Below are 18,081 nucleotides of genomic sequence, written 5' to 3'. Positions count from 1 at the left end.
CCCCGACCGCAACCGGAAGCGGTTTGTTCCGGCAATATGAGGCCCCGCTGCGCAATAGGGCGGGCGGGTCATAAGGAAATATTATGTTTGATGTGAAAAAAGTATCGATCGAGTGGGGCGGCCAGACGCTGACTCTCGAAACGGGCAAGGTTGCCCGCCAAGCCGACGGGGCCGTGCTGGCCAGCCTTGGCGAAACGGTCGTTTTGTGCGCGGTGACCGCTGCCAAATCGGTCAAGGACGGACAGGATTTCTTCCCGCTCACCGTCCATTATCAGGAAAAATATTCGGCTGCCGGTCGTATTCCGGGCGGCTTCTTCAAGCGCGAACGCGGCGCGACCGAAAAGGAAACCTTGGTTTCCCGTTTGATCGACCGTCCGATCCGTCCGCTGTTCCCCGAAGGTTTCTATAATGAAATCAACGCCATTGCTCAGGTGCTGAGCTATGATGGCGAAAATGAACCCGACATTTTGGCGATGATAGCCGCATCGGCTGCGCTCACCATTTCGGGCGTTCCGTTCATGGGTCCGATTGGGGCCGCGCGCGTCGGCTATATTGACGGCGAATATATTTTGAACCCGACCGACGAACAGGTTGCGGAAGGCGATCTCGACCTTGTGGTTGCGGCTACCTATGACGCGGTGATGATGGTGGAATCGGAAGCCAACGAGCTTTCGGAAGAAATCATGCTCGGCGCCGTGCTGTTCGCGCATGACGCTTGCCGCGAAGTCGTCAAGGCGATCATCGAGCTTGCCGAACAAGCTGCCAAGGATCCGTGGGAAATGGCCGCGTCGGACGATAATGCCGCGCTTAAAGCCAAGCTCAAGGACCTCATCGGTGCCGATATTGCCGCAGCCTATAAGCTCACCAGCAAATCGGACCGTTCGGATGCCCTGAACGCAGCGCGCGACAAGGCGAAGGACATGTTCGTCGCTGACGAACTTAACCCGCAACAGGTCATGGCTGGCATCAAGCTTACCAAGAAGCTGGAAGCTGACATTGTGCGCGGCGCGATCCTTAAGGATGGCACCCGCATTGATGGTCGCACGACCACGCAAATCCGTCCGATTGTGGCCGAAACCCACTTCCTGCCCCGCGCGCATGGTTCGGCGCTGTTCACCCGTGGTGAAACGCAAACCATCGCCACCTGTACCCTTGGCACCAAGGATGCAGAGCAGATGATCGACGGCCTCAACGGCCTTAGCTATCAGAATTTCATGCTGCACTATAACTTCCCGCCTTATTCGGTCGGTGAAGTCGGCCGCTTCGGTGCGCCGGGCCGCCGCGAAGTCGGTCATGGCAAGCTTGCATGGCGTGCGCTGCACCCTGTGCTGCCCTCGAAGGAAGAATTTCCTTACACCATCCGCCTGACCAGCGACATTACCGAATCCAACGGTTCGTCGTCGATGGCGTCGGTGTGCGGTGGCTCGCTTGCCATGATGGACGCAGGCGTTCCGGTGAAGCGTCCGGTTTCTGGCATCGCTATGGGCCTCATCCTCGAAGGCAAGGATTATGCAATCCTGTCCGACATTCTGGGCGATGAAGACCATCTTGGCGATATGGATTTCAAGGTGGCTGGCACCTCCGAAGGCATCACCACCATGCAGATGGACATCAAGATTGCCGGTATCACCAAGGAAATCTTTGAAGCCGCTCTGACCCAAGCCAAGGAAGGCCGCGCGCATATCCTCGGTGAAATGGCGAAGGCGCTCAATGAAACCCGCAGCGAATTGTCGGCGCACGCACCGCGCATCGAAACCATGTCGATCCCCAAGGAAAAAATCCGTGACGTGATCGGTACGGGCGGTAAGGTGATCCGCGAGATCGTCGCCACCACCGGCGCGAAGGTCGATATTGACGATGAAGGCGTGATCAAAATCTCGTCGAGCGATCTTGACCAGATTGAAGCCGCAAAGAACTGGATCCTCGGCATTGTCGAAGAACCTGAAGTTGGCAAAATCTATAACGGCAAGGTCGTCAACATTGTTGATTTCGGCGCATTCGTAAACTTCATGGGCGGCAAGGACGGTCTCGTCCACGTCAGCGAAATGAAGAATGAGCGCGTTGAAAAGCCGACCGACGTTGTTGCTGAAGGTCAGGAAGTGAAGGTCAAAGTTCTCGAAATCGACAATCGTGGCAAGGTGCGCCTCTCCATGCGCGTTGTTGATCAGGAAACCGGTGAAGAGCTGGAAGACACCCGTCCGCCCAAGGAACCCCGTGAAGATCGTGGCCCGCGCGGTGATCGCGGCGACCGTGGCCCGCGTCGTGACGGTGGCCGTGGCGGCGACCGTGGACGCGGTGGCCGTGGTGGCGACCGTGGTGATCGTGGCCCCCGCCGTGAACGCTCGGACGATCATGGTCCCGAAGATCAGGGTCATGTGCCGGACTTTCTGAAGGACTAATCCGGTCCTCATAAAAGCGTAAAAAGGCTCCGCTTTCAAAAGCGGGGCCTTTTTTATTGCCTGAATCCCGTGCGTTACACGGCGCGCAGTTTTGATAAGGTCCGGACAAGATATTCTTCGCTGCATCGCAGCACAGGCCTGATTATCTATCGCAAAGATAGAAATAAGAGCAGTCCGCATTTTAGTCCGGGCTGCCCCAGGGACTAAGAAGGATAAGAATATGACCGGTTTCCGCACCCAATTGCTGCTGTCCGCCGCCTTGTTCGCGCTTGTGCCGGCGCAGGCTTTTGCGCAAGACAGTGCGCAATCCGAACCTGCCGCCGCCGCGAGCGTTGACGATAATGGCAATGAGATCATCGTCACCGGCACCCGCGCTGCGGGGCGGACCAAGCTGGATTCGGCTGCCCCCGTCGATGTGCTGTCGGCGGATTCGCTGAAGCGCCAAGGCACGAGCGAACTTGCCGCCTCGCTCTCCAGTGTTGCCCCTTCGGTCGTTTTTCCGCGCTCCTCGGCGGTGGACGGGACGGACTCGATCCGTCCCGCCACTTTGCGCGGCCTGTCGCCGGACCAGACGCTGGTGCTGATTAACGGCACGCGCACCCACCCTTCGGCGCTCCTCAACATTAACGGGTCGGTCGGACGCGGCGCTGCGGCGGTCGATCTCAACACCATCCCGACCGTGGCGCTCGACCGGGTCGAAGTGCTGCGCGACGGCGCATCGGCGCAATATGGGTCGGATGCGATTGCGGGCGTGATCAATTTGCGCCTCAAGCAAGCGAGCAGCGGCGGCGGCGTGACCGCCAGCTATGGCCAATATGTCACCGATGTCGAGGCCGCCCGCTCGTCGCGCAAGGAACGCGACGGCGAAGCGTTTCAGGTCGCCGCATGGCAGGGTTTCAAACTGGGCGCAGAGGGCTTCCTCACTTTGAGCGGCGAATATGTGGACCGTAACCCCACCAGCCGCGGTGACATCGACCCGCGCACCTTGCCTGCCAGCCCCGCCGTCTTGCGTTCGCGCTTCGGCGATCCTGACGTCAAGCAATATACCGGCTATTATAATGCCGCTCTCCCGCTGGGGGATAATATCGAATTTTACAGCTTTGGCGGCTACCAGCATCGCAAGAGCGTCAGCGCCGCTTTCCCGCGCGTGCCGGGCAATGCCAATAATGTGCTCAGCATCTACCCCGACGGCTTCCTGCCGCTCATCAATGTGAAGTCGAACAATTATAATATCGCAGCGGGCCTGCGCGGCGAAAGCGATGGTTGGGACATTGATTTCACGCTTGCTTATGGCCGCAACGCGCTCGATTTCCGCACGACCAATTCGATCAACTCGACCTATGGCGCCAATTCGCCGACCAGCTTTGATGATGGCGGGCTTGTCTATGACCAATGGGTAGGGGGCGTGGATTTCACCAAGCAATATCCGCTGGGTGATGGCAATCTCAACGTCGCAATGGGTTGGGAATTCCGTCAGGAAGGCTATAAGATTATTGCGGGCGAGGACGCATCGCATGACCGTGGCCCGTTGGGCGACGATTCTTCGCTGGGCAGCGGCGCGCAAGGCTTCCCTGGCTTCCGCCCGTCCAACGCGATTGAAAAGAACCGCCAGAATGTCGCGGCCTATCTCGATCTCGAAGCGCGGCTTGCTGAAAGCTTCACCATCGGTGCGGCGGTGCGCGGCGAACATTATTCGGACTTTGGCGCGATTGCGACCGGCAAGATTTCGGCGCGCTATGATATTGCGCCCTGGCTTGCGCTGCGCGGGACGGCCTCGACCGGCTTCCGTGCGCCCTCGCTCCAGCAGCAATATTTCACCTCGACCGCATCGGTCTTTGTTGCGCCGGACATCGTTGAAACCGGCACCTTCCCGTCGGTCAGCGCGATTGCGGTAGCGCTTGGCGGCTTGCCGCTGGAGCCGGAAAAATCGACCAACCTGTCGGTCGGCACGGTCATCCGCACCGGCGGCTTCAGCCTTACGGTTGATGCCTACCAGATTAAGCTGCGCGACCAGCTTGGCTTGTCGGAAAATATCGCGGCAGGCTTCAGCGAACAGGTGCGTGACATTCTAGCGCCCTATGGTGTGTCGGCGGCGCGCTTCTTCCTGAACGGGATCAAGACCAAGACGCGCGGCATTGATGTGGTCGCCAATTACAAGCTGCGCACCGATAGCGTCGGCACGTTCGATCTTACCGCTGCGGCGAATTTTAACGATATCAAGGTGCAGGAAGTGCCGACATCGACGGCGGTTAATCTTGATCCGGTCCCGACCCTGTTCACCCGCCAGCGCATCGTGAGCATCGAAGAAGGCACGCCGCGCACCAAGATTGTCGGGACAATCGACTGGACGCTCGGCGGCTTTGGCCTCACCGCGCGCGCATCGCATTATGGCAATGTGACCCAGCCGTCGAACAATCCGGCGGACGATATTTTCACCGGACGCAAGACGATTTTCGATCTTGAAGGCCGTTATCAGGTGACGGACAATGTCGGCTTGGCGCTGGGGGCGAACAATCTGTTCGACACCTATCCCGACAAGGTGCCCTTGCGGTTGAATTCCAGCGGCGTGGTGGCCTTCCCTTATTATTCGCCGTTCGGCTTTAACGGCCGTTATCTTTACGGCCGGGTGAATGTGACCTGGTAAGAAAAAGGAGGGGCGGACCGGTTTTTCAAGCTGAAAGCTTGGGTCCGCCCCCAGTTATGCACGCGTTAAAATGTGACAAGGGCAGGGATGTCGCCCCCTGAAACCGCGTGCGCTCGGGTCTGGTGAAAAGGGTTAGAGCGGGGTGCCAGTCCTTATTGATATTAAGAATGAGTTGCATTTGCGCTTGAAGGGGCGGAACGTCAAGGGGGCATCGGGCAGAAATTTACGGCTGCTTGATTTTTTGGCGGGAAAACGTGCCGAGGCCGGGAATAGGGCTGCGCCCATATGGGTAAGTTATGCCCCATGCGCGGGCCGCTCCCACGTCTATGCGCGGGGCATGGGGCCTGACACGATCTAATCCGCAGGCATTGGGCAGGCACGACGCTGGCGACCGGCCTATGGCCCGCAGCAAAGCCGCCAACACGCGCTTCGATTTCTCCCCTCTTTTCATCACCCATTTGCGCGATAAGATGGGGCGCATGACCAGAATCATCTTTGCATCGCTCATAGCATTGGCGCTCGCCCCCTTGTCGGCGACGCCCGCGCTCGCCCAGAAAAAGGCCGCCCCGCGCGCCAAGGCAGCGGCCAGCAAAACCCCCGAACCGGCCATTGCGGCTTCCTGCCCGCTTCCCGGCGGAGAGGTTTTGGTCACAATGCTGACCTCGCTTGGGCCGGTCGAGATTGCGCTCGACGAGAAGCGCGCGCCTGTGACGGCGGGCAACTTCCTGGCCTATGTCGACCAGAAGCGGATGGATGGCGCGACCTTTTACCGGGTGATGAAAACCGGTGATCCGGCGAAAAATGAAGGCGTGGTGCAAGGCGGACAGCGCATAGCGGGCAAGCCTTTGCCGCCAATTGCGCATGAGCCGACCAGCGTCACGGGCCTGCGTAATGTTCAAGGTGCGATTTCAATGGCGCGCGGAGCTCCGGGCAGTGCGACCAGCGATTTCTTCATCATGATGAACGATATTCCGGCCTTTGACGCCGATCCGTCGAAGCCCGGCGATAATCTGGGCTATGCCGCCTTTGGCCATATCGCCAAGGGGATGGCGCTTATCCGGCAGATTTACGGCCTCCCCATCGATCCGGCCAAAGGTCCGATGACGGGGCAGATGCTCGCCGATCCGGTCACCATCACCGCTGCGCGCCGCACGCCGCTGCGCAAAGCCGATGATCCGGCCTGCGCCGCGCCCGTTCCCGCACCCGCCGCAGCTCCCGTTCCTGCCACAACCCCTGCGCCGGTCCAATGAAGGCAAGCCTGTGCTGCAAATATAGTGGTCTTGTGTGTATGACTTCATATTCATTCGGATTGCGTTCAGGCACGGCTATTGTATAGGTGCGCTCCATGACCCAGAAATCCCGTCTCCGGAAAAACCAATTCCGCTCACTCGCGCTGGTCGCGCTTACCATAGTTGCCATTCCGGCTTTGTCGGCGTGCGCGTCGCTGGGCGGCGGAGGCGGCGGGAAGCCCGGCGATACCAATTATGTCGCGCGCGATGTGAACACGCTTTATGCCGCCGCCAAGGACCGGATGGACCGCGGGCGCTATAAAGAATCGGCGGCCTTGTTCGATGAAGTCGAGCGCCAGCACCCTTATTCGCCCTGGGCCCGTCGCGCGCAGCTTATGAGCGCATTCAGCTATTATCTGGCGAATATGCACAATGAATCGATCGGGTCGGCGCAGCGTTTTCTGGCAATCCACCCCGGTAACAAGGACGCGCCTTACGCTTATTATCTCATCGCGCTGAACTATTATGAGCAGATGAGCGATGTCACCCGCGACCAGAAAATCACCCAATCGGCGCTGCAATCCTTGGGCGAAGTCGCGCGCCGTTATCCGAACACCGATTATGCGGCGGACGCCAAGCTTAAAATGGATCTGGTCAACGACCATCTTGCGGGCAAGGAAATGGAAATCGGCCGTTTTTACGAACGCAGCGGCAAATGGCTCGCAGCCTCGATGCGTTTTCGCGAAGTGGTTGATAAATACCAGACTACCAGCCACGCGCCCGAAGCGCTGTTCCGTCTCACTGAAACCTATCTGGCCTTGGGTGTGCCGCAGGAAGCGCAGAAATCTGCCGCTGTGCTGGGGCGCAACTATCCCGGCTCTAAATGGTATGACCGCGCCTATCAGCTCATGCAGAAACATGCGCCTGCGCAAGCCGCCGCGCCTGCCAGCGGAGCTGCCACAACCGGGGCGTAAGCCTTTTGCGGCTGGAGCGGCGCGATGCTGACGGCACTTTCCATTCGTGATGTGGTGCTGATCGAGGCGCTGGACCTTGATTTTCTGGAAGGGCTGGGCGTCCTCACCGGCGAAACCGGTGCGGGCAAGTCGATCCTGCTCGATTCGTTGGGGCTGGCGCTGGGCGACCGCGCCGATAGCGGTTTGGTGCGCCAAGGGGCCGAGCGCGCGCTGGTCACGGCGAGTTTCGATGCGCCGCCCGTCGGCCACCCGCTTTATGCGCTGCTCGACGATCAGGGGCTGGAGGTCGAGCCGGGCGAACCGCTCATCATCCGGCGGCAGGTCAAGGCCGATGGCGGCAGCCGCGCGTTTATCAACGACCAGCCCGCCTCTGCCGCATTGCTCCGCGAAGTGGGCGGCTTCCTTGTGGAAATCCACGGCCAGCATGATGATCGCGGGTTGATCAATCCCAAAGGCCATCGCCTCCTGCTCGACAGTTTCGGCGCGCTCGATGTCGGCGAGGTGGCGAACCATTACCGCGTCTGGGTCAAGGCCGAAGCCGCGCTTGCCGAAGCGCGCGCGCGGGTGGAATCCGATGCACGTGACCGCGAATGGCTCGACCATAGTATCGCGGAAATCGAAAAATTCGCGCCCGAAGCGGATGAGGAAGCCGAACTGGCCGGCGCGCGCGCGGATATGCAAAAAGGGGAGAAGCTCACCGAAGAACTCGGCGCGCTCGACCAGCTTTTGCAAGGGTCGGACGGAGCGATGGCGCAGCTTCGCCAGGCCGCGCGGCGGCTCGACCGGATTGGTGGCGAGCATGACTATCTGGGGCAGGCGCTGGAAGCGTTTGACCGCGCGCTGATCGAGGCCAGCGAGGGCGAGGATTTGCTCGCCAAGGCCGCCGATGCCTTGCGTTATGACCCTGACACGCTCGACCGTATCGAAACGCGCCTGTTCGACCTGCGCGCGCTGGCCCGCAAGCATCAGGTGCAGCCCGATGCGCTGGCCAGTTTACTGAGCGACCTGCAGACCCGCCGCGATGCACTGGACGCGGGCGAGGAAGGCTTGGCCAAGCTGGCGGGCGAGGCCAAAACGGCGCGCGCAGCTTATGAAGCGGCGGCGCAGGCGCTCCACCATGCGCGGGTGGCCGCCGCCATCCGGCTTGATGCAGCGGTTGCCGCCGAACTTGCGCCGCTCAAGCTGGAAGCCGCCAAATTCCGCACCGCGGTCGATAGCCTCCCCGACGACCAATGGGGCGCATCCGGCATGGACCGTGTGGCGTTCGAAATCGCCACCAACCCCGGCGCGCCCTTTGCGCCCTTGATGAAGATTGCGAGCGGCGGCGAATTGTCGCGCTTCATCCTCGCCTTGAAAGTCGCGCTCGCCCAGAAGGGCGGGGCGGACACGATGATCTTTGACGAAATCGACCGCGGCGTCGGCGGCGCGGTGGCGTCGGCCATCGGCGAACGGCTTGCGCGTCTTTCCAAGGGTAAGCAGCTTTTGGTCGTAACCCACAGCCCGCAAGTGGCCGCGCGCGGCGACCATCATCTGCTCATCGCCAAAGCATCGGACGGCACGGTCGCCCGCACCGGCGTCCGCCCGCTCGACACCGCAGAACGCCGCGAAGAAATTGCGCGGATGCTATCGGGCGCAGAAATCACCGACGAAGCCCGCGCGCAGGCGACACGATTGCTGGAGAGATTATGACGCCCGATAGCGGCCAACCCGCCGAAAAATCGCGCCTGCCTTATATTATCGCGGGCATATTCTATCTGCTGCTGGTGCCGCTCCTGTTATTCATCTCATTCCTCACCGTCCTCATGTGCGTGTCGGATAAATGTGTGCGCGACAATCTCAATTTCCCCTTTCTGGGGAGTTTGGTGGCCGCCGCTATCGCGTTGCTGATTGCCATTTTTGCTTTTATCTGGCGCAAATATAAGCCGCGATGGTTTAGCTGGTTGATGATTTTATTCCCCTTTCTCTACCTCGCATTTTATATTGCAGGGCTGCGCGCTTCCAATTTGCTATGATGCGCGGCTAAGGCGGCACGGCTTGCAACACCGCTTTCATGGGCGCAGGCTGGAACAAGAATTTTTTTCGAGGACAAATGACCCAGATTTCCGAAGCCGATGCTGCCAATGAATTGATGCGCTTGGCCAAGGAGATAGCGCGGCATAACCGGCTCTATCATGCCAAGGATGCGCCCGAAATTTCCGACGCGGATTATGACGCGCTGGTGCGGCGCAATAATGCGCTGGAAGAAGAGTTCCCGCACCTTATCCGCGCCGATAGTCCGAACAAGGCGGTGGGCGCAGCGGTCGCCGATTCCCCGCTTAAAAAAGTCCCCCACGCCAAGCGGATGATGAGCCTCGACAATGCGTTCAGCGCCGAGGAGGTCGCGGAATTTGTCGCGCGGGTGCGCCGCTTTTTGAACCTGCCCGAAGGGACAGAGGTTGCGCTCACCGCCGAGGACAAGATTGATGGGCTGTCCTGTTCGCTGCGTTATGAAAAAGGCGTGCTGGTGCAGGCCGCGACGCGCGGCGATGGCACAACGGGCGAAGATGTGACTGCCAATGTGCGAACGATAGCGGATATTCCGGAGCGGTTGGGCGACATGAAAACTCCCCTCCCCTTTAGGGGAGGGGCTAGGGGTGGGGGCTGTCAACCAGACGCGGCTTTTGCGGACAACCCCCACCCCAACCCCTCCCCTGAAGGGGAGGGGCTATTTGATTTTATGAGTGACGAGACAGACCCACCCCCGACCCCTCCCGCAGGCGGGAGGGGAAATTATGGCTCCGTCCCCATCCCCGACATTTTCGAAATTCGCGGCGAAATCTATATGGCCAAAGCCGATTTTGAAGCATTGAACGCGCGTTTGCTTGCCGATGCCGCCGATCCTGAAAAAGCGCGCCAGTTTGCCAATCCGCGCAACGCGGCGGCGGGATCGCTGCGGCAAAAGGATGCGTCCGTTACCGCATCGCGCCCGCTGCGTTTTCTTGCGCATGGTTGGGGCGAGGTGAGCGACCTTCCCGCCGACACACAATGGGGCGTGATGCAGGCGATTGCGGGGTGGGGTGTGCCGGTCTCGCCCTTGCTCGCGCGGGTCGAAAATAGCGACGCGGCGCTCGCCCATTATCGCGAGATTGAACAGCAGCGCGCCGACTTGCCTTATGATATTGACGGCGTCGTCTATAAGGTTGACCGGCTCGATTGGCAGCAACGGCTGGGCTTTGTCGCCAAAGCGCCGCGCTGGGCGATTGCGCATAAATTTCCGGCAGAACAAGCCGAAACCACGCTTGAAGCTATCGACATACAGGTCGGGCGCACCGGCAAATTAACCCCGGTCGGGCGGTTGAAGCCGGTCACGGTCGGCGGCGTGGTCGTCTCCAATGTGACGCTCCACAATCGCGACGAAATTGCGCGGCTCGGCGTGCGGCCCGGCGACCGGGTACAGATCCAGCGCGCGGGCGATGTGATCCCGCAAATCGTCGCCAATTTGACCCGTGACGAAGCGCGCGCGCCCTATCTCTTCCCCACCGAATGTCCGATGTGCGGTTCCGATGCGGTGGCCGAAGAGGGCGAGGTCGATGTGCGCTGCACTGGTGGCCTCATCTGCCCCGCCCAGCGCGTCGAACGGCTCAAACATTTTGTCAGCCGCGCCGCGCTCGATATTGAAGGCTTGGGCGAAAAGAGCATTGTCGAATTTTATGATCTGGGCTGGCTCCACACTCCCGCCGATATTTTCCGTTTGCATACGCACCGCGCGGAGCTGGTCGGGCGCGAAGGCTGGAAGGATAAATCGGTCGATAACCTGCTCGCCGCGATTGAAGCCAAACGCGCGCCCGATGCTGCACGGCTACTGTTTGGGCTGGGTATTCGCCATATCGGGGTAGTGACGGCGCGCGAACTGTTGAAGACGCTGGTCACATTGTCGACGCTGCGGAAAGCAGTTGAGCAAATGAATGAAATGTATCGGGTGGAAGGCGGAGCACGAATTGCCGCGCCGACCAACTATTTCGCAATCGACGGCGTTGGCACCGCAGTGAATGAAGCATTGCGCGACTTCTTTCATGAAGAACATAATATCGAGGTCTGGGACGACCTTTTGAGCGAAGTCCATCCGCCTGCGTTCGTATCGACCGCGCGCGAAACCGAATGGACCGGCAAGACCATCGTCTTCACCGGCAAGCTCGAAACCATGAGCCGCGACGAAGCCAAGGCGCAGGCCGAAAGCCTGGGCGCAAAAGCCGCCGGTTCGGTGAGCGCCAAGACCGACCTTGTGGTGGCAGGGCCGGGGGCCGGATCGAAACTGAAAGACGCGCAAAAACATGGCGTGCGCGTGATCGACGAAGCCGAATGGGCGGAGATTTTGGCAAAGAGCTAGATGAGAACAAGCAAGAGGGGGAGTGTATGCGTAACGAAGAATTCAATAATATTGTAGGTGGCGAGCGGATCGCATCTCGGCAAATCGATGAGCTTATAGGATTATGTCGAGGGCTTGCGGCCGATGGGCAAATCAATCAATTGGAGGCAGAGTTTCTTCAAAAATGGCTTGCTGCGAATGAAGTTATCTGCGGACATCCTGTGATGCAGACTCTATATTGCCGTGTGTCAGAGGTGCTCAAGGATGGTCATCTTGACGGTGAAGAGGCTAAAGATTTGCTTTCGGTCATGGATCAATTGTCGAGTAGAGATTTTGAGCATGGAGAAATATTGAAATCTTCGGATCTTCCATTATGCGACCCTCTTCCAGATTTAATTTTCGACAACAAACAATATTGTTTTACCGGCACATTCAATTTCCCGTTTATCCCCTTGACGCAGGTATAGCATTATGCCATTAAGATGGCATGACGAAGAAAAGCTCCTCTGCCAGCCCTGAATTTTCGGTCCGCGAGTTTTTCCAGCGCTTCCCAGATGATGACGCCTGCCTTGCCCATATTATGCAAGTGCGGTTTGGCGGCACGCGCTTTGATTGTCCAAAGTGCGGCACGGTTGACGTCACGTTTCACAAACTGAAAGAGCGCCGCACTTATTCGTGCGCTGCGTGCGGCCATCATATCAACCCCACCGCTGGCACCATCCTGCATGACACGCGCACGCCGCTGGTAAGCTGGTTTTATGCGATCTACCTGTTCTGCACCACGCGCCATGGCGTGAGCGGTAAGGAACTGCAACGCCAGCTTGGCGTGACGTATAAGACGGCCTATCGCATCGGCCAGCAAATCCGCGATCTCACTATGAAGGCGCAAGGCTTTGACGCACTTCTGGCTGGCCATGTCGAACTGGACGAAGCCTATGTTGGCGGTCGCCGTTCTGGCGGCAAGCGCGGGCGTGGCGCGCCGGGCAAGACGATTGTCATGGGCCTTGCAGAGCGCGGCGGCAACATGAAGGCGGTTGTCATCCCCAACGTCAAGAAAGACACGCTGCGTGACGTGGTTCTGGAAAACGTAGAGGCCGGTTCAGTCGTCTCGACCGATGAGCTCTACAGCTACAATTTACTCACCGGCGATGGCTATCAGCATGGTGTTGTGAAGCATGGTCGCAAGGAATATGCGCACTATGACTATCGCAGCGGTGAGACGTTCCACGTAAATACCGTGGAAGGCTTCTGGCGGCTGTTCAAGGCGTCGGTGCGGTCAACCCATGTCCAGATCAGCGCCAAGCACATGCAGCGCTATCTGTCGGAGTTCACTTTCCGCGCGAACCACCGCGCGCGGGTGAACGGGATGTTTGATCTTCTGGTTGGGGCGCTGTGACACGGCCTAACATTGCATCGAATTGAGCGCGATCAGCGGGGCCAACGCCTTCAGCTTCGGCTTGCATGACAAAATCAGAGAGACGCCCGCTAGCGAGCGCATCCGATAAGGATAATCGAGCGGGCGTCTCCATCTTATGCCGCCTCTTCGTCGTTATCAAAGCGCAATTCACGGGGAACAACCGCCAGCAAGTCGTCGTTTTCGTCAATGCGTAGCATACGCATATCCTTCACGACTTCCCAGAACCAGGGAAACTTGCGGTGTATCTCCAGAACTGCCTTAAAACAGTGAGAGGCTTGTGTAGCCGGGGTTCCAAAGAACACGGACCCCTGCTGGCGGTTGAAGCCGTGCTGCGATAGGACGCGGGCAATCTTATCCCACGCACCATGTCGCAAAGCCGCTTCCGCGTTTAGGTCGTATGCGATGGCATACACTCTGGAATTTGTCCTAACGTAGTCTGTCCGGCCTTTCGGCGGGAACTGTTTAACGGACATAAGAAGGCCTCTCGGAAAACGTGAAACGCATCTTCCGACTAGACTATCTTGTCGATATTTGCTAGTCGAGATGCGCCGGAAGGGATTTCCAACCGGCGCAGCGCTCGACTTATTTAGGTAAGACGGCCTGCCACATAGGGTTACTCTCTTTCTAGCCGATGAGCTTATCTAGAGATTGAGAACTTGGAGAAGCGGGCGCGGCAACGCCCCATCCTCCGGCTTCTGAAGCGCTGGCGGCTTTTGCCTCCGGCGCTTCGTTCTTTTGGCTTTCGGCCATCGGTTGTCCAATGCCATCATCGCCAAATTCTCTAAGCGGCTCTCGCCAATAACCGCGCTGATCGCGACGGACGACGTATTGCCCGTCTGGCAGGTCGTAATGCTTATCGGCCATACGCCATATCGTCGTGCGGAACGTTTCGAGCGCTATTTCCTCTCCGCCTGCTGCGGAATACATCTTATGAGCGTCACTGGGTGAAACAGGGCTTTCATGCCCAATCGACAAAATCAATGCTATGAGAATCTGTCGATCTAGCGTTGTAGAAGCGCTCGACTGCGCTGTAGGCGACGTATCCACACCTGCGATTCCCTGCATAACACGCAAGGCAATATCGAGATCATTCAATTCGTTTTTGGCAGATTTCAGCGACTTTTCAAGCCGGGCAACCTTGGCTTCTGCTTTTTGCTGGCGCTCTTGAAGTGCTGTTATAGCGTCTATCATGAACTCTGTAATGGCATAACAACGCGAATAACACAATCCGCGCCATAACAAATTTCACAATTCCGCTAGGCATACAGCGACATACAGCATCGTTTCACCGCATATAAAGAAACCGTTATGTTGCAAACGATAGGCGACTTACATGCGTCAAGGGGATAAACGGGTTCAATTTTGGTAGAAGAAATATATGCGAAGAGGCGGTTGTCAAAAAAGGTGCAATATGTGGGAGTCTTACCAAGAAAACGCAAGTATTAGTGATCGGCGTTTACGCAACAGAGTCTTGGAAACACTCTAGTTTTGGCAATAAGATCATAAAAGCGTGCGAAATGCGAGATTCTGGGGTTCCGATCTCTATAGTCTCCGAAAACCATTGGATTAAATATTTGTAGGCCACGCAGAGCTTTAGTGTAATGATGTGAACGTTGCGGGGCATAATGGTCAAAAAACGCGGATTCCTTGAAAAGCTTGAAGCCGATTTGCAATCGCCGATCGAGGTGCGTGGCTTTGGCAGCGGATGGTTTTCCGGCTTTTTCGGGCTATTGCTCGCGCTGGCCGGATTGTTCATGGTGATCGCGCTGCGCTTTCCGGACTGGTTTGCAACGCCGGAGTTGAAAACGCTCAAAGACTGGACCGGTTTTCGTGCGGCTGTCCATATTACCTTGCTCGCCTCATACGCGCTCGCTTTATTGAGCCTGCTCCTTCGCCCGCGCAAATCCTTGGGGTTTAGCGCGCTGGTCATCGGTATATCCGCGGCCTTGCTCGGCGGGGCCAATGTCCAGCCGCAGGAGACGCGCGATTGGGGCATTTTCTTCGGCCTCGATTTCTTTGTCGTCAACCTGATCGCAACCGGCCTGATGTTCGCGCCGCTCGAACGCTTTGTGCCGCATCGCGCCAAACAACGCCTGTTCCGCATCGAATGGCGCGAGGATTTATTCTATTATCTGGTGAGTTCGATGATGGTGCAGGCGCTCACTTTTCTTGCGCTCGCGCCGTCCAAATTTGTCAACGCACATACCAATAGCTGGGACATGTTCCGCGACAATGTGGCAAGCCTGCCGTGGGCTGTGCAATTTGTCATCGTGCTGTTCCTCACCGATTTTGTGCAATATTGGTTCCACCGCACTTTCCATCGTTACCCGTTTCTGTGGGGTTTTCACGCGGTGCATCATAGCGCCAAGGCGATGGACTGGCTGGCGGGGTCACGGATGCACTTTATCGAGATCATCCTGCTGCGCGGGATTACCTCGCTACCGATGATGGTGCTGGGATTCGCGCCGTCGGTGCTGCAAGCCTATATCGCTTTTGTTTACGTCTATTCCTCGCTGCTCCATGCCAATGTGCGCGGCGATTTTAACTGGCTCGGCCACTGGATTGCGACACCGCGTTTCCACCATTGGCATCACGGGCTGGAGCGCGAAGCGTTTGACGTGAATTTCGCTATCCACTTCCCGATTATCGACAAGATGTTCGGGACATTCCATTTTCCGGAATCTCGCTGGCCCAAAGATTATGGCGTGCCCGAACAAGTACCCAAAGGCTATGCCGCGCAATTCGTCTATCCGTTTGTCAGGAAGCAGCCCGATTATGGCACCGACGCGGAGGCTTCCGCCGATTGATCGCGCCAGCGCATCACCCCGCCTTGGAACGGTGTCCATTGCCCCGTTCTAATCCCGGCCTGCTTCAACAATTTGTTGGTCCACACATTGCAGGTTTCAAACATATGGTAACGGCCCTTGGCTTCATAAAAGCTCTCGGTGGGCGTGTTGCCTGGGATGGGCTGGACGGACCCGTCCGCATTATAGGCAAATTTGTTGCGGATCAGGCGGACGGTGAGCTGATATTGTTCCGGTGTCACCATGATCCGTCGCACATCCGCCGACGGGATGGGCGGCAAGGATTGGTCAACGTGCATTGCGCTTGGGGCAGGGGTGAACAAGGCGCGCAGCACAATCGGCGCGGTTGCATCGTTTAGCGTCGGCACGTTCCGGTAAAATTCCTTATTGCCCCAGCCAAAACGGTAATGGGTCGCGTCCGCATAAGGCACCGCAAAATGTTCGGGCCGGATGATGTCGCGCCAGTCATTTCCGCCACCTTCTATCGGCAACACCAAACCGGCATGGAGGCCGTTGGTTTCGACATAGATAGGGATGCCTTCTACGGGTTCGCGCCAATCGGGGTTGGCGGGGAGAAAGGCTCCGGCTAAGACGCTGGCAAAATAACCCAGCGCAAAGCCTGCAAAACCGATCAGAAAGGCCTTGATCGGCAGGAATAGCGCGCGGGTCAGATTTGATTTCAAATGAAACCTTCTTATATGCTATAGAGCATGGCTATGGATCCTGAACCTACCGACCTTCATGTCTATGACAGCCCGCCGCCCGGTGCAAATGCCGATTGGACCATCCCGCAAGATTGGGAACGGTTCACGGCGGAAGAACATGGCGTGTGGGACACGCTGTTCGCGCGTCAGGCGGCGATGCTGCCGGGCCGCGCGTGCGATGCGTTCCTGCGCGGGATTGACGTATTGAAGCTGGAAAAGCCGGGCATCCCCGACTTTGCCGAACTCAATAAACGCTTGATGGCGGCGACGGGGTGGCAGGTTGTCGCGGTACCGGGACTGGTGCCGGACGATGTGTTTTTCGACCATCTCGCCAACCGCCGCTTTGTGTCGGGCAATTTCATCCGCCGCGCCGATCAGCTTGATTATCTGCAAGAACCCGATGTGTTCCACGATGTGTTCGGCCATTTGCCGATGCTCGCGGACCCTGTCTTTGCCGATTATATGGAAGCTTATGGCAAGGGCGGTTTGCGCTCCTTGGAATTCGGCTCGCTCAAAAAATTGGCGCGGCTTTACTGGTACACGGTCGAATTCGGGCTGATGCGCGAAAATGGCGCATTGCGCATTTATGGCGCGGGGATTGTGTCGAGCTATGGCGAAAGCATTTTCGCGCTTGATGATGATAGCCCCAACCGCATCGGTTTCGATCTGGAGCGCGTGATGCGCACCGAATATCGCATCGACGATTACCAGCAAAATTATTTCGTAATCGATTCGCTCGACGATTTACTGCACACCACGACAGACACGGATTTCGCGCCTTTATATGAGCGGCTGGAAAAGCTGCCCGACATCGCGATTGCCGAGATTGTGGACGGTGATGACGTGCTGACACGCGGAACGCAGGATTATGCGCTGGCAAAAGGCGGCGCGGCGAGCGCGGTTTAGTTATTGAATTTGTTTTTGCATAAGCTAATCAGTTTGAATGGATCACGAGCATCGCTTAGATCTGTCTCTCAGAACGCAGTTGATAGCTGCGGCAATAGTGGTTTTAATCGCGAGCGTGTTAAGCGTCTATGGGCTGTCATCTATAGCTCTGAGTAATTTTGGGTTTATACTGACATTCTTAGGTCTAGCAGTTTCATTGTTGGGTTTTCATTATACGATTCAGCAACTCCGAAAGACGGCATCCGCATCTGAGGCCGCCAATGATGCGGTGAGGCGATTGCAGCAAAATCTTAAAAATCTTGAAATTATGCGAGAGATTGAGGCTGCAACAAAATCTTCCCAAGAAACACAAAGCAATCTTCGACGTAAGCAATGGAAAAAATCAAGGGATAGCCTAGAGAGTGTACGAGATTGTTTAAACAAAATAAACGCAGCCAACCTAAAGTTGGAAGACGAATTAAAAGAAACCGTTAAAGACTATTGCGCTATTGTTGTTGGAATAAGTAGTGAAATTGATTCAGTTATCGATAAAAAAATAACGGCAAATTTTATAAATAGTATTGAAAATCTGATGAAGATGGACACATTTTTGCTCGAAATTCGAGATCGCGTGAAAGGCAAAATCGGTGAAATCTAACCCATTGCAAATTTCACAACTA

15 protein-coding genes are annotated in these 18,081 nt (G+C 57.3%); 12 read left to right on the top strand and 3 right to left on the bottom strand.

Features of this window, described 5'->3' with window-relative positions:
* Positions 1-83: 83 nt before the first annotated feature.
* The 9 genes from pnp (at position 84) to DMP17_RS08175 (ending at position 12,987) form a co-directional block, all read left to right on the top strand.
* Entirely contained in the window at positions 84-2,399 is a 2,316-nt protein-coding gene (gene pnp, locus DMP17_RS08215) for a polyribonucleotide nucleotidyltransferase (RefSeq protein WP_337828583.1), read from the top strand.
* Positions 2,400-2,640: 241 nt separating this feature from the next.
* Entirely contained in the window at positions 2,641-5,043 is a 2,403-nt protein-coding gene (locus DMP17_RS08210; RefSeq protein ID WP_337828582.1) for a TonB-dependent receptor plug domain-containing protein, read from the top strand.
* Positions 5,044-5,441: 398 nt separating this feature from the next.
* On the top strand, positions 5,442-6,293 hold the full coding sequence (locus tag DMP17_RS08205; protein WP_337828581.1) for a peptidylprolyl isomerase: 852 nt from the start codon (positions 5,442-5,444) through the stop codon (positions 6,291-6,293).
* Between the two features lie 95 nt (positions 6,294-6,388).
* Positions 6,389-7,246: an outer membrane protein assembly factor BamD gene (locus DMP17_RS08200; protein ID WP_337828580.1), complete on the top strand. Its 858-nt coding sequence runs from the start codon at positions 6,389-6,391 to the stop codon at positions 7,244-7,246.
* Between the two features lie 24 nt (positions 7,247-7,270).
* Positions 7,271-8,935, top strand: a complete 1,665-nt coding sequence (gene recN / locus DMP17_RS08195) for a DNA repair protein RecN (protein WP_337828579.1) — start codon at positions 7,271-7,273, stop codon at positions 8,933-8,935.
* Positions 8,932-9,258: a hypothetical protein gene (locus DMP17_RS08190; protein ID WP_337828578.1), complete on the top strand. Its 327-nt coding sequence runs from the start codon at positions 8,932-8,934 to the stop codon at positions 9,256-9,258. Before recN ends, DMP17_RS08190 begins: the two co-directional genes overlap by 4 nt.
* Before the next feature lie 77 nt (positions 9,259-9,335).
* A complete protein-coding gene (gene ligA / locus DMP17_RS08185) occupies positions 9,336-11,612 on the top strand; it encodes an NAD-dependent DNA ligase LigA (RefSeq protein ID WP_337828577.1) in 2,277 nt (758 codons plus the stop codon).
* Positions 11,585-12,058 (top strand): hypothetical protein, encoded by a 474-nt coding sequence (locus tag DMP17_RS08180; RefSeq protein ID WP_337828576.1) that lies wholly within the window; start codon positions 11,585-11,587, stop codon positions 12,056-12,058. The genes ligA and DMP17_RS08180 overlap by 28 nt, the downstream gene beginning before the upstream one ends.
* A 20-nt stretch (positions 12,059-12,078) precedes the next feature.
* On the top strand, positions 12,079-12,987 hold the full coding sequence (locus DMP17_RS08175) for an IS1595 family transposase (protein WP_337828575.1): 909 nt from the start codon (positions 12,079-12,081) through the stop codon (positions 12,985-12,987).
* Between the two features lie 134 nt (positions 12,988-13,121).
* Here DMP17_RS08175 and DMP17_RS08170 read toward each other — a convergent pair whose 3' ends face one another.
* Together DMP17_RS08170 and DMP17_RS08165 are read right to left on the bottom strand one after the other, a co-directional pair.
* Positions 13,122-13,421 (bottom strand): hypothetical protein, encoded by a 300-nt coding sequence (locus DMP17_RS08170; RefSeq protein ID WP_337828574.1) that lies wholly within the window; start codon positions 13,419-13,421, stop codon positions 13,122-13,124.
* Positions 13,422-13,632: 211 nt separating this feature from the next.
* The gene (locus tag DMP17_RS08165) at positions 13,633-14,199 is read right to left on the bottom strand and encodes a hypothetical protein (RefSeq protein ID WP_337828573.1); all 567 of its coding nucleotides are present in this window, start codon (positions 14,197-14,199) and stop codon (positions 13,633-13,635) included.
* Between the two features lie 434 nt (positions 14,200-14,633).
* Between DMP17_RS08165 and DMP17_RS08160 the strand changes: the two genes are divergently transcribed.
* A complete protein-coding gene (locus DMP17_RS08160) occupies positions 14,634-15,815 on the top strand; it encodes a sterol desaturase family protein (RefSeq protein WP_337828572.1) in 1,182 nt (393 codons plus the stop codon).
* Here DMP17_RS08160 and DMP17_RS08155 read toward each other — a convergent pair.
* Positions 15,782-16,495, bottom strand: a complete 714-nt coding sequence (locus tag DMP17_RS08155) for a TIGR02117 family protein (protein WP_337828571.1) — start codon at positions 16,493-16,495, stop codon at positions 15,782-15,784. The genes DMP17_RS08160 and DMP17_RS08155 overlap by 34 nt on opposite strands.
* Before the next feature lie 27 nt (positions 16,496-16,522).
* On the opposite strand from DMP17_RS08155, the gene phhA reads away from it, so the two are divergent.
* Positions 16,523-17,422, top strand: a complete 900-nt coding sequence (gene phhA / locus DMP17_RS08150; protein WP_337828570.1) for a phenylalanine 4-monooxygenase — start codon at positions 16,523-16,525, stop codon at positions 17,420-17,422.
* 37 nt (positions 17,423-17,459) lie between these two features.
* On the top strand, positions 17,460-18,059 hold the full coding sequence (locus DMP17_RS08145) for a hypothetical protein (protein ID WP_337828569.1): 600 nt from the start codon (positions 17,460-17,462) through the stop codon (positions 18,057-18,059).
* Positions 18,060-18,081: the final 22 nt, after the last annotated feature.

Source organism: Pseudonocardia sp. TMWB2A (genome assembly GCF_017312135.1).
This window is presented reverse-complemented; position numbering and strand designations above follow the sequence as displayed.